Here is a 24,616-nt window from a genome sequence, read left to right as displayed (position 1 = left end):
GGTTTTCCTCTAAAGGTTCATCTGCAAGCTGCGGCGCGACGCGCTGCCAAGCCTTCAAAAAAAGCGTCAACGCGATTCTTGAGTTGCGCTTCGGATACCACACGCCGATCCATCATGTCCGATTCAATGAATAAACTCGGCACATCGCGCGCCGCCATCAAAGCGCGGCGATTATCCGCAAGCCCCGTTGACACCGTGCGACAACTTTTAATCGGGTGATAGATGATGCCGTCGATGTGATAGGCGTCGAGCATTTGTGTGAGCGCCTGTTCCTGATAAAACATACTGTCCATCGCATCGCGGACGCTGATGAGCAAGCCTTCCGCGAGGCTTTCAAGCGGCTGTTGCAAATCGTATTCAAACCCTAAATTGGCGCCGCCTGCGGCAAACCAGAGATAGGTCGAATTAACAAACGCCCCGCCCCATTCGGTGAACAGTTCATTGAAGCGGCGGAAAATCGGATAGCACGGAACGCCGACAAAAATCAGCCGGTACTTCTCTTCGGTGAGTGTGCCAATGCCGCGCGCCGCTTTGTACTGCATCTCTTCGACGAGTTCCTCGAAATACTTCGCGCCTTCCACAGTGCCGCGCAATCCATTGGCTACCCCCAGATAAATCGTGCCGTCGGTGAGCGCGTTAAACAGCGCCGGGCGATGTTGATTCAATTCCAAGACCCGTTTCCAACTGCGATTCAGGGCATTGGCATAGCGCATGGCTTGGCGCAATTTATCAATGTCAAAGTTGATGCCGGTGACTTCTTCGCACAGCTTGATTAACTCTTTGATTTGCGCCAGCACATAGGCGCGGTCATTTTCAAAATCGGTGTTGCCCGCCCAGGTTTGCCCGCCAGCCTCGCGTGTGCCGGGAATGTCGAGCGTAAAAACCGGAACGTCGTACATACGCTCCCAGATTTCCGCCCATTTGATATAGGTATTGCAGGCGTTCGTGAGCACAGCGATTGATGGTTTCGGGATGCGCCCCATCGGATGCTCGCCGCCTTTGAGTTGCACGGCGACATCGGCTTTCACATAACCGCAAATGTCTGGCGAGTAACCGTAATCTTCGGCTTGATTGAGATAGTCATGGGCGACGCGGCGCACGGCGGTTTGCAACGAATTGATTTCGGGAAAGACAATGGGCAGGTCGAAAACCCGGAGCAGTTCCGCGAGGCTGCCCATCACAAACACATATGCAGCGCGTTTGTCTTGACCTGCAACTTCGGTTAAATCATCGAACCATTCGCGGAACAGTCGCGCCCCTTCATTGTTGCCGCGCCCGACGATGGTTGGTTGAACATCATTCATGGTTGTCCTTCGCGTGACCTTTAGTTGAAGAGAATATTTTCAACGAAGGTCTCCAGTTGAATTTCCAAATGATCGAAACTCGTCATGTTTTCTTCAAATTCGCTGACGAAATAAGGAATGCCGGCTTCGTCGAGCGCGCGCGTGTAGGTCACCTGTTCTTCGAGTCCCGGTTCGCACATTTTTGCCGCCGTGATAATCGCCGCATCGGCACGCGCCCGGCGAATGCGTTCAAGCAACATCTTCTCTTTGGGCTTGCGCAAATCATGTTGCACAGGGCTATAAGAAGATTTTTCCAGATAACTTTCAGCGAGATTGAAAAGCGGATTCCCTGCGGTCGGCACGTCTTCCAAAATCCAGCGCGCCCCGATGAGCAAATCGTCATCCACGACGTAACACGAACGAGCGATAGCGCGAATCAAATCAAGCGGCGGTTGTTCGCAAAAACCGCCTTCAAAAACCACACGCACTTTGTCCTGCGGTTTGGCTTTGCGATTTTGCATCATCGGCAAAACGGTTCGCAATAATTCGTTATATTCTTCGCGTGGAATGAGTCCGCTGATTGCCACTAACACATAAGCTTCATCGGCTGAAAGCAAATGCGGGGTTTCGCGTTTGATGGCATAAAGGTCGCGCAACAATTTTCGACTCTGATTATAAAGCGCCAGCGAGCAGCGCAAATCTTCATCGGTGATTTTTGTATCGGCGACCGTTTCGATGGCGCGTTTCAAGCGGTCATATTCGCCATGCAGATAGGTGGCGGCGTGCGCTGAATTGGCATTTTGCGGCAGGTAAAGAATCTGGCAGGGGTAAGAACTATTGCGTCCCCAAATCGCCGCCAGGTTGCGCGCCGCATCGCAAATCGGATGAGTGACGAACATCTCCAGCGTGACGTGCTGGCTCAAGGCGAGTTCTAAAGAGGTTTTGATAATAGAGCAAAGATAAGAGCCAAAGCGTGAGTCGGCTTGTCCGGCTTCGACCGGCGAACCGCGAACTTTGAACGGCAACAAACCGGCGGCGTGCGCAATCTCTTCGGGGAAATAGACCTGAAAGTGACCTAAAACTTTGCCGCCCGCGTCGCGCCAGCGGCGCACCGTCGGAAAGCTGGTGTCTTCGAGCAACTCCCGACACTCAAACAGAATTTCATCAAGCGGCTTGTTCAGCCACTCATTAAACACTCGCGGTTTCATCAACGCCTCGCTTGTTTTGTAAAAGCGGTCACCAGGAAAGTTCCAAATCTCACTTACAGGCGAAAGAGTTATGTGGAATTCTCAATTGCTGACCGTTGTTTTATCCAACCATATTCAACCCGCCGTTGACGCTGATAGCTTGCCCTGTGATGTAGCTTGCCGCGCGCGATGCTAAAAAGAGCACCATCGGCGCAATCTCTTCGGGTCGCCCCAGACGTTTAAGCGGAATGTAGCCGACTATTGAACTCAGTATCTTGGCGGTGAATTCGTCTTCGCGCATCTCTTCGATGAGCGGCGTTTCCACCAGTCCCGGACAAACGGCATTGACGCGAATATTGTCGCGCGCATGTTCACGAGCGAGGGTTTTAGAAAAGGCGATGATGGCAGCTTTCGCAGAAGCATAAACGGCTTCACCAAATGAACCGACGCGAGCCGTATCCGAACTGATATTAACAATGCGCCCTTGTTTTCGTTCTGCCATGTGCGGCAAAACGGCGTAACAGGTATTTAAAACGCCGCGAAAGTTTATTGCGATAACTCGCTCCCATAAATCGGGGGTGGTCTTCAAAAAAGGCGTCAGCTTATCCCACCCTGCGCTGTTGACCAGAACATCGATTTTGCCAAACTCTTGTAAGGCAACCTGACAGAGATTCCGGGTGTCTGCAAGATTCGTCACATCCGCGCGCACCGCTTTGACTTTGCGCCCGGTCTGCTCAGAAATTTCGTGAGCCGTGGCTTGCGCGACTTCTATACGAAAATCGCCGATGCAGACATCCGCGCCCGCTTCGGCAAAGGCTTGCACGATGGCGCGACCAATACCGCGCGCGCCGCCCGTCACAATGACGGATTCACCATTAAAATCGAGTAAGTTCATTTGCTTAATCCCCTGAAACTGGCTCCGGTAGCCGGTTTTGTGTCGCTTTACGCGAGTTTGAAAAGTTCAATGGCATTCTCGCGCAGCAGTTTGCGTTTGACTTCTTCTTTCAATCCCAGTTCATCGAGTTGCGCGAGCGTCTCTTTCCACGGCAACCCATTCGTTCCCCAGACCGAGCGGTCGCGTCCCAGACGGCTGCTGATGAATTGAATGATTTGCGGCGACAGATATTTCGGCGACCAGGCATCAACCCCGAACCAGACGTTTTCCCACTTGTAACAAACCGAAATCAGTTCATCGACCCAGGGCCAACCCGTATGCGCGCCAACGATTTTCAAATTCGGAAAGTCGCAGGCGATGCGGTCGAGATGAATCGGTCGCCCGCAATCACTCGGCATGGCTTCAAGCACATGACCGACCTGCATGGAAACCGGCACATCCAACTCTTCGCACTTCGCATAAAGGGGATACATCTTGCGGTCGTCGAGCGGAATATCGAATCCATAAATATGCACATAGACGCCTTTGAAATCGTATTTGGTGACCGCCAGTTCGATTTCGCGGAGGCTCTCTTTGATGCGAAACGGATTGTAGCCTGCCAGACCGACAAAGCGTTTCGGGTATTTTTGGGTGTACTGCAACACATCTTCCAACTGCGTATCCATGTACATCCACTTGCGCCAGTACGACCACATTTTGCACTGGGTAATGAAAACCCGTTCGACATTCGCTTCGTCCATGAGTTGCAGCATGGTTTCGATGCTTTCATAACGTGGCAATCCGCCGATGGCTTTTTCCATGCGGCAAATGAGTTCGCCCTCTTTGGCTGTGTCCCACTGCTGCATAAATTCGCGGGTGGCGACGTAATACATGAAATCTATTGCGCCTGTTTTTTCCGGCATTTCTCTAACCTCTTGATGAAGACGATGACAAATTTATCGGTTATATTCCTTGCGTATAACTTTCTCCACTTATCTATAGTTCAGGTTTGAATTATTCCGGGCAATAATCAGAAGGCATCATTTTTATGGGTAAAATGTAGAGAGAAAGTTGCAAGAGAGCGGAAAGCGCGATGGCAACGGATAGCCGATAAACCTGTGGCGATAAAACGGCGCGCCCGATTCATCCCTCTTGAGCGACAGTAACTCAACTCGGAGGCAGGGGCGCGCCGTTTATCTGAATTACTCTATGCGGAAGACGAAAGCCTGTGACGCGATGCTGTCGGGGTTGATAATGACGACTTGATGATTGCCCGCAGCAAGCGGATAACGTTTCAAAACGAAAATGCCGTCATTCAATTTCGCATTGACTTGCGCGCCATCAACCAAAACGATTGCCGCCGCGTCAAAGCGTTCGCCGAATATCTGCAACATCCGTTTCGCGGGTTTGTATTTAGTTCGCGTAATCAGCGCAATCGAATTCGGGTCAATCACTTGAATTCGCAAACTCGTCGTAATGATTTCCGGTTTCTGGTCGCGCACACTGATGACCATATCGAATGTGCCTACGCTTGTCGGCGTGCCGGTGATCAGTCCGGTGTTGGCATTCAAAGATAACCCTACGGGCAAACCGCCTTGCGTAAAGTTCCAGGTGTAGGGCGCGACGCCGCCCGTCACCTTCACCAGATAAGAAAACGCCACACCTTTCATGACTTCAAAACTCGCGGAAGTTTTTTCAAGCGCGAGTGGCACATTGACGATATTGATAACGAAATCTTTTCGCGCGGTGCGCGAACCCGTATCGCGTACTTCAATCGTAAAATTAAAAGTGCCGGTGGCGGTCGCGGCTCCCGTCAGCGCACCGGTCGCGGCATTGAGCGTCAATCCTTCCGGCAAAGCGCCCGCAACAATCGCCCACGTGTAGGGCGCTTGCCCACCGGTTGCTGCAAATTGCGTATTGTAATTTGCGCGCACCAGCGTATTCGTCGGCAAGGTTGTGGTCGTCAGTTCAAGCGGCGGCGGGTTGACGGTAATGCTTAAAGATTTTTGTGCAGTGAGCGATTGCGAATCGCGCACCTGCACAACGAACAGAAAATTGCCAACGCTTGTCGGCGTGCCCGACAACATACCGGTCGTTGGATTAAGCGTGATGCCTGTGGGCACACTGCCGCTGGCAATGCCCCAACTGTAAGGCGCAGCGCCGCCGGTTGCGGTAAGCGGCGCGTTAAAACTCACACCCGTGGTTGCGGTTGGAAATGACGCCGTGGTGATGTCAAGTCCTACGGCTCTCACATTGATGGTGATTTGCTTTTGCGCAGTGCGCGAAGCGGCGTCTGTCACTTGCGCGGTGAAGGTCGCGCCGCCAATCGCGCTCGGCGTTCCGGCAATCAAGCCAGTCGTTGTGTTCAAAGATAACCCTGCGGGTAAACTTCCCGAAACGATTGACCAGGTGTAAGGCGTTTGTCCGCCGGTCGCCGCGAGTTGTTGATTGAACGACGCGCCAACGGTCGCATCATATGACGACAAACTTGTAATCGAAGGCGGGTTGCTTGCGCCAATGACGGTGATTTGCAAATTAGTAGAGAGTTGCCCGAACGCGCCAACGCCTTCCTGATAGAGTTGCCATTGAAAATTGTAGGTGCCGCCCTGTTGTGGCGCGCGCGCCGTAAAGGTGATGTCGAGTTGCCTGCCTGCTTCAACGCGAAAGCCGATGAGCGAAATGCTATCGCCGCCCCAGGTGGTATTGCCCGCGGGGTTCATCGCCGCGAGTCTGCAACCGTTGAAGCCATCCCAAGCCTCAGTGCCTGTGTTGTTCCATTTGAGATTGGCGCTGAAGGTCTGTCCTGCCTGTACGGTGGTTGCAACATTTTGCGAAACGAATTGCGCATTGTATGCCGATTGTTCGGCAGCAATGACCAGCGTAAAAGACTTTTCGGCGGTCGCCTGTGTTGCATCAATGACGCGCACCGTGAAGGTAAAACTCCCGCTTGCAAGCGGCGTCCCGCGAATCAGTCCGCTTGGCAACAACACGAAACCGCCTGGCAAACTGCCGGAACCCGCAACCAGGCTCCAGTTGAAATTCGGAACCCCGCCGCCCGCCATCAAGGTGTATTCATAAGTTGTGCCGATGTAAGCATCGGGCAGAGCTTCGGTGAAAATTCTCAGTTGACTGCCCACCGTTCCGTCAGCCGGATAGATGAATCGCATACCGGCTTTGTCATCGTCTTTTACGGTGGCGCATCGCCCATCGAAATGCGCTGTGCCAGCCATGGTCGCCGCAGGGTCTTGCGAATGTCCGAGTCCCAAGGTGTGTCCGAGTTCATGCGTGGCGATTTCCTGAATGTTGCAATGATTGTCGTAGCTACAGGCTGAATAGGGATTGAATGAAATGTGCCCCTGATAAATTTGCGCAAACGTCACACCGTTGACCAGACGTGTGCGACTGGTATCCCAGTTGATGCTGCCAAGCGCGATGATGGTGGCGCAGTCGGGCGTTTGCGCAAAAGCATTGTCACAGTTATTAAACACCATCGTATTGCCTGTGCCGTGCGGGTAACAATCGCTTGTCGTGCCAGCGTAAGTGACGCGAATTGCCGAACCGGAAATGCTCGACCAGGCATTCATCGATGCGACGATGTCATCAACGACTTGCGGATTGGGCGCGCCGTCAAGGTTGACGGTAAAACTGATGGCTTGATTGCTGTCGGGTTCAAACCACCGTGAAGGTTGCGAAGCGCGCAGGAAACGAAATTGCGGTTGAATGCCGCCGCGCGATTTTTGCCTGGCGTATTCGGCAGGCTCTGTGACAATCGGTTGGTTGCGAAAATAGGTTTCTTCAAACTGCGCGAAGCGTTCGCTTGTCAGTTCAACTTTTTCGCGCACCATCGCGGTGTATTGCGCAAGTTCCATGCGTTCGGTGATTTCACCGGGCGCGGTTTGCGAATTTAACACCACAACATTTTCATCGGGGGCGGCACGCGAGACAAAGAGTTTGTTTGTGGCTTCATCTGCGATGATGTTGTATTTGCCGAGGAACATATCGTACACGCGGAGGCTGCCGTCGCTTCTGGTCGTCAAATAAACCAGCACCTGTTCATCAGGGGTAAATTGCGGCGTGCCCCAGGTCACACTGCCGAGACTGCCGTACTGGCCGCCTTCTTCTTTGATAACGATTTTACGGGTTGTGAACTGACCTTTTAAAACTTCCTGAATGCGCAGGGTGATGTAGGTATAAATGCGTTGGTTATCCATCGCGCATTCAACGGCGAGGATTTTGCCGCGAACGATGGCGCGCGCGCCGAGCGCCAGTTCTTCGTCTCTGGGAATTCTCACCGTGGTGGCAAACGCAGACGACGCAGTAAGTAAAATGGCAATGAATAAAATGGCTCGAAATCCGCAAACACCAGACAGACGTTTCATAAAGCCTCCGCTTGGGCGGGCAAACTGACATTTCAGGGGTGTTGAATAAGGCTATTCCTGCAATGTGTGTAAACAGTCGGATTTCGTGGGGAAAATCTAACTTTGGGACTTATCCTGCGGCGTCAACTGCAAGCGTTTTCATAAGCCGGATTTTTTTAGTTGTGGGAGTACGAGGCGCTTATGAAACGGCTTGCTTATTGCGGCAAAAAGCTTACTGCCTGATTTGAAGGTGTGTCAATCAAAGCGCGTTTTTATTGACTCTGCGACTTTCGACGTTTACCATAGGCTTGCTTCCAAGCCCCGCGACTTTGAAGACGCAACATCCCCAGAAAACGCCTATGAAACTTTCAGTAGTGATTCCTGTGTTTAATGAAAAGGCGACCATCGCTGCACTGGTCGAGCGCGTACAGGCGGTTGAGGTGCCGAAAGAAATTTTAATCATTGATGATTTTTCAACCGACGGCACGCGCGATATGCTGCCGCAACTCGAAAAACATTATGACAATGTGCGGGTATTTTATCAGTCGAAAAATTGCGGCAAAGGCGCAGCCTTGCGCGTCGGTTTTCAAAACGCGACGGGCGATTATGTCATCGTGCAGGATGCCGATTTGGAATACGACCCGGTCGAATATCCCATCTTGCTGAACCCGCTTATCGAAGACAAAGCTGATGTGGTTTACGGTTCGCGATTTTTGACAACCAGAGAGCGGCGCATTCTGTTTTTCTGGCATTCGGTGGGCAACCAGTTTCTCACCTTGCTCTCGAATATGTTTACCAATTTGAATCTCACGGATATGGAGACCTGTTATAAAGTGTTTCGCCGCGAAGTGATTCAATCGCTCAAACTGGAACAGAACCGTTTCGGCTTTGAGCCGGAAGTCACCGCCAAGATTGCCAAGATTAGAGGCTTGAGAATTTACGAAGTGGGCATTTCCTATCACGGGCGCACCTATGAAGAAGGCAAAAAAATCGGCTGGAAAGACGGCGTCAAAGCCCTGTGGTGCATTTTGAAATATGCGGTGAAAAATTAAAACGGTGTGATCGTTAATTTCTGGTTGAAAATTATCTCTGCAAATCAACATTCGCTTGTCACGCCCTGCAAAATTTTGTCACAATAAAATGGCTCTCAGAACAGAGTGTGCAATTCTCTGATGTCCCAGCCCGACAGGTGTTTCAGTCCGGTGACGGGCGCTCACAAGAGGTGGCGGTCTGGAACACTGTATTCATCTTCTCAAAGCAGCGTTGACCTCATGGATTTATCTGAAGTTGGAACCGTTAATCATCGAGCAAACGTAGCGCGAGCCATTCTCATCTGTTTTTTCGCTTCGGGTTTTAGCGGACTGGTCTATCAAGTCATCTGGGTGCGCGAACTCGTCCTCGTCTTCGGCGCAACCACTTTCGCAGTGAGCACCGTACTCACAGCCTTTATGGGCGGGCTTGCGCTTGGCAGTTATTATTTCGGACGGCGTTCGGAAATCGTTAAACACCCGCTCAAACTTTACGCCCTGCTTGAAATCGGCATCGGCATATACGGGCTTGCGGTGCCGTTTATCTTCGCTGCGCTTCCTTCAATCTATCAACCCATCTGGCGCATCCTGCAACTGTCGTTTTTCTTTTTAAGCATCGTGCGATTTTTATTCGCCGCGTCAGTGTTGATTGTACCGACCGCGCTGATGGGCGCGACCCTGCCGATTTTAGCGAGCTATTATGCGCGCGAACGCAGGCGCATCGGCTTGCACGTCGGCACCCTTTACACCTTGAACACCTTTGGCGCAGTGCTCGGCGCATCGGCAACCGGCTTTGTGCTTATTCCGGCGCTCGGGATGCGGATGGCGACGTTTATTGCCGCGGCAATCAACATCGCGCTCGGTTTTGTGGCGCTCAACTTTTCAAAACGCTACGAATCAACCGCAGAGACCGATTCGCAGGTTGCCATCGAAAAGGAAGCGGATACTCCCGCTGATGAAAAACCTAAAAATCAGTCGCGCAAAAAACGCCGCAACCCGAAATGGGCTACAGCAGCCCTTTTCGCGCCACAGTATTCCTCAACCGCGATTGTCATCGTGCTCGCGTCGTTTGCTTTGAGCGGATTTATCGCGCTTTGTTACGAAGTCATCTGGAGCCGCATTCTGGCTTTAATCATCGGCTCCTCGGTTTATGCCTTCAGCATTATGCTGGCGACCTTTTTGATTGGCTTGGCGCTTGGCGCGGCGATCATTTCGCGATTCGTTGACCGCATTAAAAATCATATCTTCGCTTTTGCGCTCATCGAACTCGGTGTCGGACTCACGTCATTTGCGGGCGCTTATTTGTTTAATGAACTGCCGTTCACCTTTGTTCGCCTGCATCACTCGTTTGCATCGTCTTCGATAGGGGTGTTGCTGTTGGCGCGGTTTTTAATTGCCGCGTCGGTGATGATTGTGCCCACCTTGCTGCTTGGCGCGCTCTTTCCATTGGTCGTCAAAATCGTTTCTTCAAATGAAAAATCAACCGGCAGGCTGGTGGGCAACGCTTATTCATCAAATACGCTTGGGTCAATCGCCGGGTCATTCGTAAGCGGCTTCATCATGATTCCGTCGCTTGGTCTGCTTGGCAGTTTAAAAGTCTGCATCGCCTTGAATTTCGTCATTGCCACGGCGCTCTTTTTCATTAAACGCCAATCGCCTTATACCAAACCCGGCGCATTGCGATTTGCCATTCCGCAACTTGCCGGCGTATTCACCTGCATCATGTTGATGGCGGCGGTCGCGCTTGCCGATTTGCCGTGGAATTCCGACATCATGTCGTCTGCCGTGTATCGTTACGCGCCTTCGATGAATAAATTCACCCGCGCCGATTTTCTGGAATATGTGAAAAAAGGTCAGGGCGAAACCATCTTTTACAAAGAAGGCATCACCGCGACGGTTGCGGTGCAACAAATCGGCAAAGACCGTGTGCTCAAGGTCAACGGCAAACCCGAAGCTTCAACCACCGGCGATATGCCAACCCAGGTATTGATTGGCGCGATGCCATTGTTGGTGCGCGATAAAACCGATGAAGTGTTATTGATAGGACTGGGAAGCGGCGTCACCCTCGGTTCCATCGAACAGTTCCCGATTCGACGGGTCACCTGTGTTGAACTCGAACCCGCCGTTGTTGAGGCATCCGAACAATTCAATGATGTGAACAATCGCCCGCTCGAAGATGAACGCCTGAGAATGATTTCCAATGACGGGCGCAATTTTATTTTTACGACCAGCGAAAAATTCGATGTCATCGTTTCCGAGCCGTCCAACCCCTGGCTGACAGGCATTGCCAATCTCTTCACGCTGGAGTATTTCAAACGCGGCGCAGACCGTTTAACCGATGACGGGGTGTTCTGTCAGTGGTTGCAGATTTATGAAATGCACCCGGAAGATGTAAAAACCCTGGTGGCGACTTTCAGAGCGGCATTTCCAAATGTCTATCTGTTTCGCGGCGCGGAAGGCGATTTGATGTTACTGGGCAGCAAGAGCGAAAAGAAGTTGGATTTGTCGGTCATCAATTCGCATTTTGAAAATCCGCAAATCGCCGCAGAACTCCGACGCATCAACACCATTGCCGTGAGCGATGTGATGTCGCGGTTTTATTTGGGCAGCGATGAAGTTGCCAAATTTTCGGCGGGCGCAAAAATCAACACCGATAACAATGCGTTGATTGAATTCAGCGCCCCGCGTCGCGTCGGCACTACCGAAGAGACAGTTGAAAAAAATGTCAAAGAATTACTCGCCTTTGCCGCTTCGCCTTTGAAATATGCCGAAGGCAGGCTTGATAAAAAAGACGATGCGTTTCTGGTTGAAACGACGCTTGGCGCGGTCAAGCGCGAAGACCGTGGACGCGCCGAACAACTGGTGAATTACGCGCTGGAGATTAATGAAACCGCCGAAGCGCGCAGCGTTCTCGGCGAATTGCGATTTGCGCGCGGCGATGAAAACGGCGCGATTGATGAATGGAAAGCGGCGCTGCAACTTGACCCCAATCATTTTTATTCGTTGGTCAATCTCGGCAAGTTTTATTTGACCAAACAGGATGCGCCGCGTTCTGCGCCTTATCTTGACCGGGCGCTGAAAAGCGATCCGTCAAATGCCCGCGCTCACCATTTGCGTGGTCTTGCCTTTCAAGCCTCCAATGACAATACCAGTGCGGTGATTGAATATCGTAAAGCGCTGCCGGATGTAAAATATGCGCGCAGCATTCCAACCTTCTATTTGAATTTTGGCACTGCGCTCACATCGCTTGGACTCTATCAGGAAGCGGCGGAGATGTTTGAACAATACACCAGACTTGCGCCTGCGGACGGCGAAGGCCATTTTCAACTCGGCGCGGCTTATGAAATTCTCGCCGAGCGTTCGCTTGATGACGCCTTGACGCGCAAAGCTGTTGCTTCGCTTAAACGCGCCCTGACGATTAACCCGCAGCATCCGATGTCGCATTATTATTTGAGCAAAGCTTATCGTCGCCTGGAAGAATTTGATTTGGCGGACGCTGAGTTTGAATTGTATGAACGTTACTTGCCGCGATAAATCAACCTAAAAAAAACAAACTACGGAATAAACGGAAAATTTTTGCAGTTTCTTTTTCCGTTTATTCCGTAATCTCTCTCCACCTTTAAAAAGTTAAACTTCCTTGATTGGGGTCGCCGCATCTTTTTCGGCTTCCTTCTTTTCATCGAAAAAGAGAAAGCGGAAACGTTGATACAGAAACGACACGGCAAGCAGGATGACGCCCAGCACTGTAAAGGAAATGATGCGATAGATTTTATCGAGCGCCGCGAGGTCTACGAAAAACACTTTGAGAATTGTCAGGCTCAATAAAATCAGCGCCATCATTCTCAATAACACCTGACGTTTTAAAATGCCGATGGTGAGCAACACGCCGCTATAGATTGTCCAGATGACCGACAGCGAAAGTTGTTGCATCAAGCGATAATCGCGCCAACTTTCGGAATCAAAATCCGGCGACGCGATAATGCGCTCGAAATAACCGAAGGCTTCAACACTCAGGGCAATCACCGCCAGCACGTTTGCCGCAATCACCAGTAAAGGAATAACCAGTCGTCGTTCGCTTTCGTCAATCGCTTGCGAATTTGAGTAGAGCCACGCGCCGATTGCCAAAGTCAGAATAACCAAGGCAAACGACGCAAAGGTTTGATTCACCAACAGCGTGTGCCAGTTGGCATCATAATAAATCGTTGCATCTCGTAATATTTTTATCGTCGTGATGGATAGCAATAAAAGCAACGCGGCATAACGAATCACTTTCACATTCCGCTTCACGCCAACAAATAAAGCCACCATTCCGTAAAACGACCAGAGCACGGCGAGCGTGAGTTGTTTGGTGTCATCCAGTATGCGCCAGTTATCGCTGATAACATCTGTGGCAAGGGTTGCGAGCGCCTTCTTTTGTTCAAAGTAGCTGCTGGCATCGAGGCTTAATAAAGTTATTGCGAAGAGGTTTGCGCCAAGCACATAAAGGTCATGGAAAAGCGACCGCTCGTCTTCGGCAATATGTTCGCCCAGACGCTTGAAAAATTGCACGCTGGCAATCAATGCCGCAATTAAAACTGCGGCTGACAAGGCGCGCGGATTCCAAAGCGGACGAAAGACTTTATCCGCTTGATAAGCGAAATCCGGCACATCTATAACTATCCAATGAAATGCCGCAATAACGAATAAAATCAGCGCTGCGTAAAGCGAGGTTTTATCTTTGACCCGTAAACCAACCCAGGTCATTATCGCGCCTTCAATCGCCCATGCCATAGTCACCCATTGCTGGTCGAATTGAATCGGCACGGCAAGCACTAAAAACAGAACCGCAAGCCCTGCGAAGGTGTAAATCAACAAGCGGTCTTCGTGGTCGCGTTTGTTGGTGAAATAGCCAAGCCCGCCATAAAACAGCGACATCAATACCGCAAAGCCGCCAAGATAAGCGTGATATTTGTTGCGGTGCGCCGATTCGTTCAACAAAGCGTAACTCAATCCGAAATAGGCAAGCGCGTTGGTAAACACCATCGCCAGGTCTAACCAACGGGTCGGATGATGATTGATGACGTTATAGAGAATCGCCAGCAACGCAAAAATCATGAAAAACAACGTGAGAAAGAAAAGTGTCGGCCATAACTTCGATGCGTCATACCACTCATTCATCCACGCCAGCACCAGGAGTCCCGTCGCGGCAAATGCCATATAGTTCAAACTGCGCCATTGTTTGGTGAATGCCAGAGCAAGCACGCCTGCATCCAGCAAAGCGATATAGCTAAATAGTCCGACTTCGTTATCAACGCCGGTCGAAAGCAAAATGGGCGTCAAAAATCCGCCGATTAAACCGAGCACGGCAATCAGCAAAGCGTTATAGCGCGCCGCGAGCACAGATGCGGCAATGGTGATGAAAGCCATCGTAGCGAAGACCACAGGTTGCGGAAACAGATTGTAGAGACGAAACGAAGCCCACGCCGTCAAATACAGAATCAAGATGCCGCCGCCCGTTAGCCCATAGGCATAGCCCGCATATTTTTTTCGCAGGCGTTCGCCCATCGCGAGAAAACCCACACCGATGACTGCGCCGGTCAACACGCGATAAAGCGGGGTAATCCAGCCTTTATCAAAAGCGTACTTTAAGAAAAAAGCGACAGCGAAAGTGATGGCGATGAGTCCGATGATTTGCAACCAACTGCCGCCAATGCGGGCTTCGAGTTCGCCGGTTTTTTTGTGCGCTTCGGGCTGCGGCGCATACTTGCCAAACGGTGGTTGAGCAGGTCTTGCCGTTTGCCATTGATTTGCCCCTTGCGGTCTTACAGGCGGCGCGACCGGTGGTGAAAATGGTTGTTGCGGTCTTGGCGGTTGAACCGGGGTTGCGCCTTGGCTCGCGGGTCTTGGCGGTTGTTCAACGGTTGGCATTGGCGCGGGCGGTTGATAACGTTCAGGCGACCGCTGTGGCTTTTGTAACGAATGTGTGAGGTCAGGCGTTACGCCAAGCCTTAGTTCAATTTGATAGATTCGCGCCAACTGATCGCGCAGCACGCGCTCCATATAATCCATTCGGGTGAGAACTTCCTGAAGCTGTTTTTGCATTGCGCCGTCATTGCGGCTTTGGTCGGAATGGTCTTCGGGCTGATTAATCGGCTTATCATCATCCATAAGGTCTCCTTGATTCGGTCGCCGATTCTAACACACGCTGGTTAGCGGCGTTAGATGACGGAATGCGAATTTGCGTCTGACCTGCGTTTAATATTTTCTTATTTGTCTGAGGGCTTCGTAAAGCACAATGCCAACGGAAGTGGCGAGATTGAGCGAGCGCACATTAGGGTTAGGCATGGGAATCGTCAAACATCTCTCCCAGTTCGCTTGCAATAAATCTTCGGGAAGTCCGCGGGTTTCGCGCCCGAAAATCAAACAATCGTTTGGTTGAAATTTGAAATCGCTATAACAATGTTCGCCTTTGGTTGAAAGATAGAGAAAGCGACTCGCGGGCAAGGCTTCATAGAGGGCTTCGAGGTGCAGGTGGCGATGGATTTCGACTTCGTCCCAGTAATCGAGTCCGGCGCGTTTGACGGCTTTGTCATCAATGCGAAATCCGAGTTTGCCTACGAGATGCAAAGGCGTGAAGGTCGCCGCGCAGAGCCTTGCAATATTGCCGGTATTCGGCGGAATCTCCGGCTCAATCAAGGCGACATGAAGTTGGGATTTCGTCATTGGTCATTCGTCCTTTGCCATTGGTTACTGGTCATCATTAGTTTAACTACGATTTAATTTTCTCAAGCGCGGCGCGGATGATTTTTTTGTGGTCGAAGGCGAGTTTCGGCAAACGATTGACCGGGTGCCAGGCGGCGTCTTTGGCATCGTCTGAACCTTGAACTTGCGGTTTGCTTTTCAGTTGTGCGGTGAAAGCAATGCTTACGGTATGACCGCGCGGGTCGCGTCCGGGGTCGCCGAATGCGCCAACCTGTATGAACCGGGCGCGGCGCAGACCGGTTTCTTCCACCAGTTCACGGGCGGCGGCAGTTTCGAGTGATTCATGCTCATCTACGAATCCGCCCGGCAGCGCCCAGAGGTCAGCGTATGGGTCGTGACGACGTTTGATGAGCAGCAGTTCTAAACCATTTTGTGATTCATGAAACAGGACAATATCGACGGTAACAGAGGGACGTGGATAATCGTAGCAATGCTGTTTTTTCATGCTACGGATTATCCACGAAAGGAGTCAGGAAAAATAGTCTTAGAAAGAGGGAAACTTGCTAAAATAAGCAAACTGCAAAAAGACGGCGACCAAACATAACAGGCACAGAATAACAATTGTATAATTCAGTTTGCTGAGTTCAGATGCCGCAGCATACAGCCCCTTTTCTTCATTTTTAAGCGATTCTGCATTAATCATCGGTCTCATCATTTCAAAAGTACCTCACTTGAAAATAAAAAGTGATGAGTCAGAAGGGCAAGCCTCGTGACTCGCCCTTTTGCTCCTCCGGGGGCTGCGTTTAGCAGAGAGGAGAATTCAATAAGCTATGACTTTGAGCCTTGCGCTTTCGAGGTTGTCGAAGGTGCATTGTTATTAATGGTTCGGCTCAATAAATGAATCTCCACACGACGATTCATTGCACGGCCCTCAACCGTAGTGTTATCAGCGACAGGACGAACTTTGCCAAACCCCAAAACGTGCATGCGATGCAGCGAGATATTATGGTGTTCGGCTAAATAGCGACGCACGCTTTCGGCGCGTTTCTGGGTCAGTTGATGATTATAGCTTTCAGAGCCTTGGGCATCGGCAAAGCCCTGAATTTCGAGAATAAAATTGTTGCGGTCTTTAATCTGCCCAGCCAGTTGATCGAGAGCTAACTGGGCTTCGGGATTGAGTTCCGCGCTATCGACTTTAAAATTTACGGTTGCGGAGTTCTGCAAGGTGAATTTATCAAGATTTTCGCGTAAATCGGTCATTGACTGTTCAACGACGCCAGCGCGGTTGTTGGCGGCATCGGCGCGAGCCAGAGCGGTATCAGCTTGCGCCTGGGCGCGGTCAACCCGACCGCTGACATCTTTGACACTGTTGGTCAGACCGGCAATATCCTGGGTGTTGCGCCGAGAGGTTTCTTCCAACTCGCCTGTGCGCTGTTCAAGGGGGGCAACGCGCTCGTTGACGCGGTTGCGGGCATACTTGCGGGTAGCGCAGGCGCTCGTTGCAAAAATTATAAAAACGCTCAGAGCAATGATCGTTAGGATAGGTGTTTTCATTGAGTGCTTTACTCCTCTTTGCGCCCCGCTTTAGTGCAACAGATGTGCCGTAAACTGCAACCGCATAAGTTAGTTAAAAATCAAGGGCGGGCGAATTTATCGCCGATTCGGGGAAGGATTTTTGGGTAAAGATTACAAGGCAGCTATGTAAGTTTTTCCTCTTGTTTCCGGTAGAAACTATTTCTCAGTCAGTCAAGATGACCGTATCGTTAAAAGCGGGATTACGAGCAAGGAATGAACGCCTGTCAGTACCGCCTGCGTAAGCGGAAGATTCAATGGCTGCATTCGTGAGCTTGTCACGCCCGCTCACACAGGTGGTACTGACTCATTTCAAGTTCATTTCGCAAGCAGGGTGAATTTCTCTTTCAACGCGCCGGCCATTACTTCAAAATCGCCGGGTTCAACCGTCGGTTTATTGTTCGCCGCGATGAACGAAAAATCATCGCGCTTCAAAGTGAAACTGAGGGTTTTGCTACTCCCCGGTTCGAGATAAATTTTCGCAAAGCGTTTGAGGCGTTTGCCGGGCGGGGTGATCGAAGCCACCACATCGCGCACATACAGCAACACCGCTTCTTTGCCTGGGCGATTGCCGGTGTTGGTGACTTTGACGCTGACGTTGATTGCGCCATTTAAACCAACCGTCTTTTTATCGAGTCGCAAATCGCTATAAGCGAATGTTGTGTAGCTCATGCCATCGCCGAAATTCCACTGCGGTTTGAATGCCGTGTAGCCGAAACTGGTCGCGCCGTCTTCCCAGATTTTGTGGTCATAGGCAAGCAAGGCGTTGGGATGACGCGGATAGGTGAAGGGCAATTTGCCGCAAGGGTTGAAATCGCCGAATAGTACATCGGCAATCGCCTGACCGCCTTCGTTGCTCGGATTGTAAGCCATTAAAACGGCAGTCATTTTGTCGGCGATGCGACTGATGACGCGCGGGCGACCTTCGGCTAAAACCAGGACGACGGGCTTGCCGGTGGCGGCGACCGCTTCGGCAAGTTCCAATTGCGCTTCGGGCAAGGTTAAATCATCAATGTTTCCGGGCGTTTCTGCATACGCGCCTTCGCCAAGACAGAGCACCACAACATCTGCATCCCGCGCCGCCTGTGTGGCTGCCGCGACATTTTCTGCTTTCTCAAGCGATGCGCCTTGCACGAAATTCACATTGTTACTACCGACCTTCGCTTTGATAGCTGCAAGAATCGTGGCGCGGTCTTTGGGATAGAGATTTTCATTTGTCCCCTGCCAGACATACGTCCAACCATTGTTGAGCGAACTGAGCGAATCGGCGGTGGGACCTGCGACCAACACCTTCGTATTTTTTGCGAGCGGCAAAATATTTTTATCGTTTTTAAGTAACGTCAAAGATTCGCGCGCCGCCTGCAAACTCACGGCTCGCGATTCAACCGAACCGAATTTCGCTTTCAAAGACGCATCGGGCATCGGCTTTTCAAAAAGTCCAAGATCGAATTTCAAATACAACACCCGTCGCACCGCTTCATCAATGCGCGTCATCGGTACTGCGCCTTCTTTGACAAGCGCCATCAAGTGGTCGCTGAAACTGTAACTGCCGGGCACCATACTCATATCTATGCCAGCCATAATTGCCATGCGGGTCGCTTCTTTTTCCGAAGCCGCTACGCCGTGTTGCGTAACCATTTTTTTTATATCTTCCCAATCGCTTACCACCAAACCTTTGAAACCAAGTTCGGTGCGCAAAATATCCGTCAAAATATGTTTGCTGGCATGCACAGGCACGCCGTTGATTTCCGCAGAGTTGACCATCACGGAACGCGCGCCAGCGGCAACCGCTGCCTGAAAAGGCGGCAGAAAATATTCGCGCAAATAATTTTCGGGAATCCAGGCGGGCGTGCGGTCTTTGCCACTCAAAGGGAAGCTATAACCCAGGTAATGTTTCAAACAGGCAGCGACTTTATTCGGCGCGGCGACGTTCGCGCCTTCGTAACCGCGCACCGATGCGACGCCCATCACCTTTGCGAGATAGGGGTCTTCACCAAAGGTTTCATAGTAACGGGGCCAGATCACCTGTCTGCCCAAATCAAGCACCGGCGCGAAATTCCAGGGAATGGCGCTGGCGCGGGTTTCCATTGCGGTGATTTCCGAAGTCCGCATCATCAAAGCCGGATTCCAGGTCGCCGCCATTCCCGTATTTTGTGGAAAGAGCGTCGAGCCTTGCGCGTAATTCAAACCGTGAACCGAATCAATGCCGTAGATGACCGGGATTTTCAATCGCGTTTTTTTCGCGGCTTCCTGAATCTGTCCGATAATTTCGTGCCATTTATCCACGGTCAAGGCTTCGCCGCTGACGTTCAAAATCGAACCGACGCCGTATTTGACAATCGCCTTTTCCAACTTCTCAGGATTGATGCGTAAATCCTGATTGCTGCCATCGCAAATCATGCCGATTTCAAGTTGCGTCATCTGCCCGACTTTTTCTTCGAGCGTCATCTTTCTCAGCAAGACTTCGACCTTTGCATTGATAGCCGCTGAAGGACGCGGCGCTTGACTGGCTTTTTCAAAAAACGCCTGGCTATCCAACAGGTCTTCATTTACAGGGTCTTTGCCATTGATTAATAGCAACGAAGTGGAATCCGAAGAATCGGAATTGAATGCGACTGATTGAAGGTTGAAGGTCTGGGAGCAGATGAATAAAAGAAGCAGAACAACCGACAGCTTTCTCATAGAGATAAACTCATCCTTAGAAATGAAAGTTTTGTCGGAACCGTTTAGCCGGAACAATCAAACATTTTGCCCGCAGGTTGCCAGCGGGCTATCACAAAATTTATTTCGCAGGCTTTACCCCTGATGCTTGAACAATTTTTTATCCGTTACCTGATGTTTGTTTAATCGTTTTAAAGGATTAGAGATGTCGGGACCGTGCGATTATTAGACATCAATCAAGGGCAATTGGCAAGTAGCAGAATTTTAGCTACGGAGGCAATCACAGCAGCAATAATTGGTCGGTGGGTGAAAGGAGATGTGGGCAGGGTTGCGCCTGCCCATAGATTATTTGCGCTCAACTTTTGCGCTTCGCGGCTTCATCAACAAAAGGTTTCTCGATATAGGCTTTTGCCTGTTTATGCGAATCGAAAATATTTTCGCGTTTTAAAACGGTTTGATACTGAGCAACCGCTTCATCGCGTTTGCCGAGCGTGTCGAGTGCCTGCCCCAACCGCAGATGCGCTTGCGAGACCAGCGATTTTTCGGATTTCGCCCATTTAATCACCTCTTTGTAATGGTCAACGGCGGCGGCAGTTTCGCCGGTTTTCATCAATGATTCCGCCCATTGATAATTAATCAAATCGGTTACCAGTGAAGCCGTGCGCTCATCTTTGAGCAATTCGGAAAAGACCTGCGCGCCTTCCGCGCCGCGATTTCGTTGATAGAGCATGGTGGCGCGTTCAATACCGAAGAGATAATTGCGGGGATATTTCTTTGATAAATAACTAATCAACTCCAGCGATTTTTCCGGTTGTTTTTCGCGACTGTAAACTCCGATTAAAACCACCCGCGCATCATCGGCGGTGAATTTGCCTTTCTGCGTGACCGATTCCAGATATTCGATACCTTTTTTCTTGGAGCCGCGAATGCCGACGACGCGCGCCAGCGTCCGCCAGAAAAATGACAGATTATCAACCGTGTACTCATAAACCCCTATGCTCAGATAAGCGTCCGTGTAATTGGGGTCGAGTTTGACGACCTGCTTTTGAATTTTCACGGAACCATTGGCATCACCGATGGCTTTACGAAAACTGCGCTTGACCGTAACCGTATAAGCGGCGCGCAGCCCTTGCGCCGCACCTTGATAATAGAGCGCCTCGACATCTTTAGGATTGGCAGCGAGCCGCGCTTTTGCGACCTCAATGGCTTTCTTGATTAAATCCTGGAATTCTTTATCGCGTTTGGGGTCGAATTTATCCTCCTCGGCGTCCTGATTGTAAAAAGAGCCGCCCGAATAAAGCGAGGTGCTCAATCGCCGGTTGGCATTCAACCATTCCAACCACATATTGTTGGCGAGATAAATATATCCGGCAGGGTGGTCAGGTATGAGTTTGACCATCTGTTGAAAGGTGTTTGCGGCAAACTTGTAATCCATATTGTAAACCGCATCGTTACCCGAAAATCGCAGGCGATCAAATTCGGCAGCGGTTGATGCAGCCGACGCAGTCGCCGCTCCCGCATTCGGTTCCACAGCAGCCTGCACAGGGGTTGATTGAGCAAGGCTCAAAGCCGGAAGAGTGAGAATGAGAATAAATAAAAGCAGGGAACGCATAAAACTACCTCCAAAATATCTTTGCGTTATGGCTGCCCGTACCTTTTATTTTCGTTCAATCTTCGCTGTCTGGCAAAGCGGAAAATAAACCTTCACGGCACGATAACCGATAACGCATCAGGCACGGCTTCAAAGGTCATCGGCAAGGTGCCCGCGAGTTCGCCATCAAGCTCAACCCAAATTTCCTTATCGGAATTGACCTTGATGCGTTTGGCGCAAAGAATGGTTGCGCTCGAACGTTCGGGCTTGCCTAAAAAGCCTTTCAATAAATCAATCAAATAAACAATGTTTCTTTTGTGGCGCGGCAAGATGAACAGTTCAAATTCGGGCTGTTCGAGTTTGGCGTTCTTCGCCATTTTGATGCCGCCGCCATATCCTTTACCTTTGCCGACCAGGGTAAAGGCGCTCTGATATTTTTGACCATCAACCTGAACATCGAATACCGGGGCATCCCAGGCAAAGAGATGCTTAATGCCGGACACCCAGAAGGCAAATTCACCGGTCTTGCGTTTAAGTTTCGCATTCACGCCCCGCGAAATCGAAGCATCAAGCCCGATACCCGCGAACATGAAAAAATATCTTTTAAGAGTCTGGAGTTTGGAGTCTGGAGTCTGGAGTCCGTTGTTTGAAATATCTGGTTGCCGTAAATCGCTTTGCTGGTCAATCGCCGAATCGGATTCGACTTTTTGCACACCAGGTTCATTGTCAAAGGCATCGGACGCCGGACACCGAACACCAGACTCTCGACTCCAGACTCCTGACTCCTGACTGCGCGAAGCGCACCCTAAAGCGATGCGTCTGGTCTTTCCGGCGGCGATGACATCCGCAAGACGTTCGCTGTTTTTCGGCAGATGTAAATCTTTCGCTACGACATTTGCCGTGCCACCTGCCCATACCGCAAGCGCGACATCGGTGCCGACCATCGGTTGAATCACTTCGTTCAAGGTTCCGTCGCCGCCATAACTGATGATGAGGTTCGCGCCGTTGGCAATCGCTTCGCGGGCAAGGCGCGTGGCATCGTGCGGCGCGGTCGTGGCACAGGCTTCCGCCTGAATGCCGCGCGTTTCCAAAAGCCGCACCATCTCTTTGGCTTTCTCGGTTCGTTTGCCTTTTCGCCCGGACATGGGATTGTAAATTATCGTTGCCTTTCTGTAGGTCATGGCGAACATGATAGCTAAGAGCAACTCTGATGCCAGCCGAAAGTTCACCCTAACTGCTGAAAAATCGGGCTTTTTTCCAAACTATTCCAACTCCAAGCGCAATAATTCCCCGACACTTGGCGTATAAATTTTGTTTGTTGCTGCCACCGATGGGCTGTGTTACCTTGCTCACAGGTTATGAATGAACTGCTCACGGTTGAAAATCTCGTCAAACACTATCCGATTCGCAAAGGCATCATTCCACAAACCATCGGCGTGGTGCGCGCCGTTGATGGCATTTCGTTTTCCATCGAACGCGGACGAACGCTTGGACTCGTCGGCGAATCGGGTTGCGGCAAGACCACTGCGGGACGGACGATTTTACGATTGATTGAGCCAACCTCGGGGCGCGTGGTTTTCGATGGGCAGGAAGTTTTTAATTTAAATGCCAGTGAGTTGCGCAAACTCCGGCGCGACATGCAGATTATCTTTCAAGACCCGTATGGCTCTCTAAATCCGCGCATGACGGTTGGCAGTATGCTTGAAGAACCCTTGTTGGCGCATGGCATCGAATCGAGTTTGGTGAATGACAAACGTGATGCAAGTTCATCCGTCGCATCAGCAAATGGAACATCGAATAAACAATCGGCGAAACAGCAGGTCGCGGAACTTTTGCAACTCGTGGGACTCAGACCGGAATACGCCAATCGCTATCCACATGAATTTTCCGGCGGGCAACGCCAACGCATCGGCATCGCGCGCGCTTTGACGCTGCAACCGAAATTCATTGTTTGTGACGAAGCGGTGTCGGCGCTCGACGTTTCCATTCAAGCGCAGATTTTAAATCTGCTTCGTGAACTACAACAGAAATTCAACCTCACCTATCTGTTCATCGCCCATGACCTTGCCGTCGTTAAACATATTTCAGACCAGGTGGCGGTGATGTATCTCGGTGAAATTGTCGAAGAGGCTGATACCGATGAAATTTATGCGCGCCCGCTACACCCTTACACCCAGGCTTTGCTCGCGGCAATTCCGATTGCTAAACCGAGAGCCAAACGCGAGCGCGAAAAATTGCGGGGCGATGTGCCGACGCCAATCAACCCGCCCGCAGGTTGTCGTTTTCACACGCGCTGCCCGATTGCCACAGACGAATGCAAAACCGCGAAACCACCGCTTGTTGAAATTTACAAAGGTCATCGCGTCGCCTGCATTCACACAGATATATCGGCGGGAAGAATTTCGTAGAGAATTACAAATTCATAAGCCTCGCAGGGCTTTGCAAATATTCTGATTATTTTTAAGGCAAACGTTTGAAGCACAGATTGATTGAATCAATAACTTCACACCCAGCCGCCGTCAATTACATAACTTTGATTGGTAATCGCCGAGCTGTCATCAGCAGCAAGAAACAACACAAGCCTTGCAACATCTTCGGGCAGGAGTTGGCGCTTCAAGCATTGGGCATTCATGATTTCGGCTACATAGTCTTCGGTCATCCATAAACGCTTCTGCCGCTCAGTGAAAATCGCCCCGGGCAAAACGCAATTGACGCGAATGTTGGCTGCGCCCAACTCTTTTGCCATCGCGCGCGTGAGTCCGACAATCGCGGCTTTCGCGGTCACATAAACCGGCAATCCGGTTGAAGGAATTTTCCAGGCAATCGAACTCAGGTTGATAATCGAACCGCCGCCCGCTGCCATCATCATCGGCGCGACCGTTTGAATGGCGAAAAACTGATGGCGCAAATTTACCGCGAGGCGATTATCCCAGTAAGCTTCGGTCACTTCCGCGAAATTGTGACGGTCATCGCTTGCGGCATTGTTTACCAGCACGTTGACATTGCCCAGCCGCGTGGTGACTTGTTTTATCGCATTCTGTAAAGCAGCAATGTCTGTCACATCACATTGCAAAAATATTGGCGGAAGGGCGCAGCGCGAAGCTAAATCACTGACCAGCGCGTTGGCGTCTTCAGCGGCAATATCGAGAAACGCGACCTTTGCGCCTTGCAAAACGAAATGTTCGACGATTGCAGCGCCGATACCTGAACCGCCGCCGGTCACCAGTACAACTTTATCTTTGAGACTTGGATAACTGGCAAAACGCCCGGTTTCATTCATCGGTTCCCCCTCTTGCGTTTTCTGCGATGCAAATTCAAAAACTGAATTGAGAAAGTGATTGCCGTCTTTCATCATCGGCGCAGATGCTTACCTCTGGACGC

The 24,616-nt window shown here is 50.9% G+C and carries 16 protein-coding genes; 3 read left to right on the top strand and 13 right to left on the bottom strand.

Annotated elements, in window-relative coordinates; translation table 11 throughout:
• Positions 1-17: 17 nt before the first annotated feature.
• The 5 genes from AB1757_24125 to AB1757_24105 all read right to left on the bottom strand — a co-directional run bounded on the left by AB1757_24125 (position 18) and on the right by AB1757_24105 (position 7,723).
• Positions 18-1,304, bottom strand: a complete 1,287-nt coding sequence (locus tag AB1757_24125; GenBank protein MEW6130145.1) for a 2-hydroxyacyl-CoA dehydratase family protein — start codon at positions 1,302-1,304, stop codon at positions 18-20.
• A 20-nt stretch (positions 1,305-1,324) separates the two neighbouring features.
• Positions 1,325-2,491, bottom strand: a complete 1,167-nt coding sequence (locus AB1757_24120; protein ID MEW6130144.1) for a 2-hydroxyacyl-CoA dehydratase — start codon at positions 2,489-2,491, stop codon at positions 1,325-1,327.
• 100 nt (positions 2,492-2,591) lie between these two features.
• Positions 2,592-3,365 carry an SDR family NAD(P)-dependent oxidoreductase gene (locus AB1757_24115; protein MEW6130143.1) on the bottom strand — a complete coding sequence of 258 codons (774 nt, stop codon included), beginning with the start codon at positions 3,363-3,365 and terminating at the stop codon, positions 2,592-2,594.
• Between the two features lie 47 nt (positions 3,366-3,412).
• Positions 3,413-4,267 (bottom strand): amidohydrolase family protein, encoded by an 855-nt coding sequence (locus AB1757_24110; protein ID MEW6130142.1) that lies wholly within the window; start codon positions 4,265-4,267, stop codon positions 3,413-3,415.
• A gap of 279 nt (positions 4,268-4,546) precedes the next feature.
• Entirely contained in the window at positions 4,547-7,723 is a 3,177-nt protein-coding gene (locus tag AB1757_24105; GenBank protein MEW6130141.1) for a putative Ig domain-containing protein, read from the bottom strand.
• A gap of 338 nt (positions 7,724-8,061) precedes the next feature.
• Here AB1757_24105 and AB1757_24100 point away from each other — a divergent pair, with 338 nt between their 5' ends.
• Both AB1757_24100 and AB1757_24095 read left to right on the top strand, forming a co-directional pair.
• Positions 8,062-8,754, top strand: a complete 693-nt coding sequence (locus AB1757_24100) for a glycosyltransferase family 2 protein (GenBank protein MEW6130140.1) — start codon at positions 8,062-8,064, stop codon at positions 8,752-8,754.
• Between the two features lie 219 nt (positions 8,755-8,973).
• Positions 8,974-12,264 carry a fused MFS/spermidine synthase gene (locus AB1757_24095; protein ID MEW6130139.1) on the top strand — a complete coding sequence of 1,097 codons (3,291 nt, stop codon included), beginning with the start codon at positions 8,974-8,976 and terminating at the stop codon, positions 12,262-12,264.
• 93 nt (positions 12,265-12,357) lie between these two features.
• Here AB1757_24095 and AB1757_24090 read toward each other — a convergent pair whose 3' ends face one another.
• From AB1757_24090 to AB1757_24060, 7 genes are all read right to left on the bottom strand, one after another.
• Positions 12,358-14,877 carry a DUF2339 domain-containing protein gene (locus AB1757_24090; protein MEW6130138.1) on the bottom strand — a complete coding sequence of 840 codons (2,520 nt, stop codon included), beginning with the start codon at positions 14,875-14,877 and terminating at the stop codon, positions 12,358-12,360.
• A gap of 87 nt (positions 14,878-14,964) precedes the next feature.
• Positions 14,965-15,432: a tRNA (cytidine(34)-2'-O)-methyltransferase gene (locus AB1757_24085; GenBank protein ID MEW6130137.1), complete on the bottom strand. Its 468-nt coding sequence runs from the start codon at positions 15,430-15,432 to the stop codon at positions 14,965-14,967.
• A gap of 46 nt (positions 15,433-15,478) precedes the next feature.
• The gene (locus tag AB1757_24080; GenBank protein ID MEW6130136.1) at positions 15,479-15,916 is read right to left on the bottom strand and encodes an NUDIX hydrolase; all 438 of its coding nucleotides are present in this window, start codon (positions 15,914-15,916) and stop codon (positions 15,479-15,481) included.
• A 323-nt stretch (positions 15,917-16,239) separates the two neighbouring features.
• A complete protein-coding gene (locus tag AB1757_24075; protein MEW6130135.1) occupies positions 16,240-16,965 on the bottom strand; it encodes an OmpA family protein in 726 nt (241 codons plus the stop codon).
• A gap of 336 nt (positions 16,966-17,301) precedes the next feature.
• Positions 17,302-19,665 carry a glycoside hydrolase family 3 N-terminal domain-containing protein gene (locus AB1757_24070; GenBank protein MEW6130134.1) on the bottom strand — a complete coding sequence of 788 codons (2,364 nt, stop codon included), beginning with the start codon at positions 19,663-19,665 and terminating at the stop codon, positions 17,302-17,304.
• Between the two features lie 334 nt (positions 19,666-19,999).
• The gene (locus AB1757_24065; protein ID MEW6130133.1) at positions 20,000-21,256 is read right to left on the bottom strand and encodes a tetratricopeptide repeat protein; all 1,257 of its coding nucleotides are present in this window, start codon (positions 21,254-21,256) and stop codon (positions 20,000-20,002) included.
• 92 nt (positions 21,257-21,348) lie between these two features.
• Positions 21,349-22,416 carry a diacylglycerol kinase family protein gene (locus AB1757_24060; GenBank protein ID MEW6130132.1) on the bottom strand — a complete coding sequence of 356 codons (1,068 nt, stop codon included), beginning with the start codon at positions 22,414-22,416 and terminating at the stop codon, positions 21,349-21,351.
• Positions 22,417-22,593: 177 nt separating this feature from the next.
• Between AB1757_24060 and AB1757_24055 the strand changes: the two genes are divergently transcribed.
• Positions 22,594-23,643 carry a dipeptide ABC transporter ATP-binding protein gene (locus AB1757_24055; GenBank protein MEW6130131.1) on the top strand — a complete coding sequence of 350 codons (1,050 nt, stop codon included), beginning with the start codon at positions 22,594-22,596 and terminating at the stop codon, positions 23,641-23,643.
• Positions 23,644-23,738: 95 nt separating this feature from the next.
• On the opposite strand, the gene AB1757_24050 is transcribed toward AB1757_24055, so the two are convergent.
• On the bottom strand, positions 23,739-24,515 hold the full coding sequence (locus AB1757_24050) for an SDR family NAD(P)-dependent oxidoreductase (protein ID MEW6130130.1): 777 nt from the start codon (positions 24,513-24,515) through the stop codon (positions 23,739-23,741).
• Positions 24,516-24,616 lie beyond the last annotated feature (101 nt).

It is taken from the genome of Acidobacteriota bacterium (genome assembly GCA_040754075.1).
GTDB lineage: Bacteria > Acidobacteriota > Blastocatellia > UBA7656 > UBA7656 > JBFMDH01.
The sequence above is the reverse complement of the archived record's forward strand: the minus strand, read 5'-3'. Positions and strand labels throughout refer to the sequence as shown.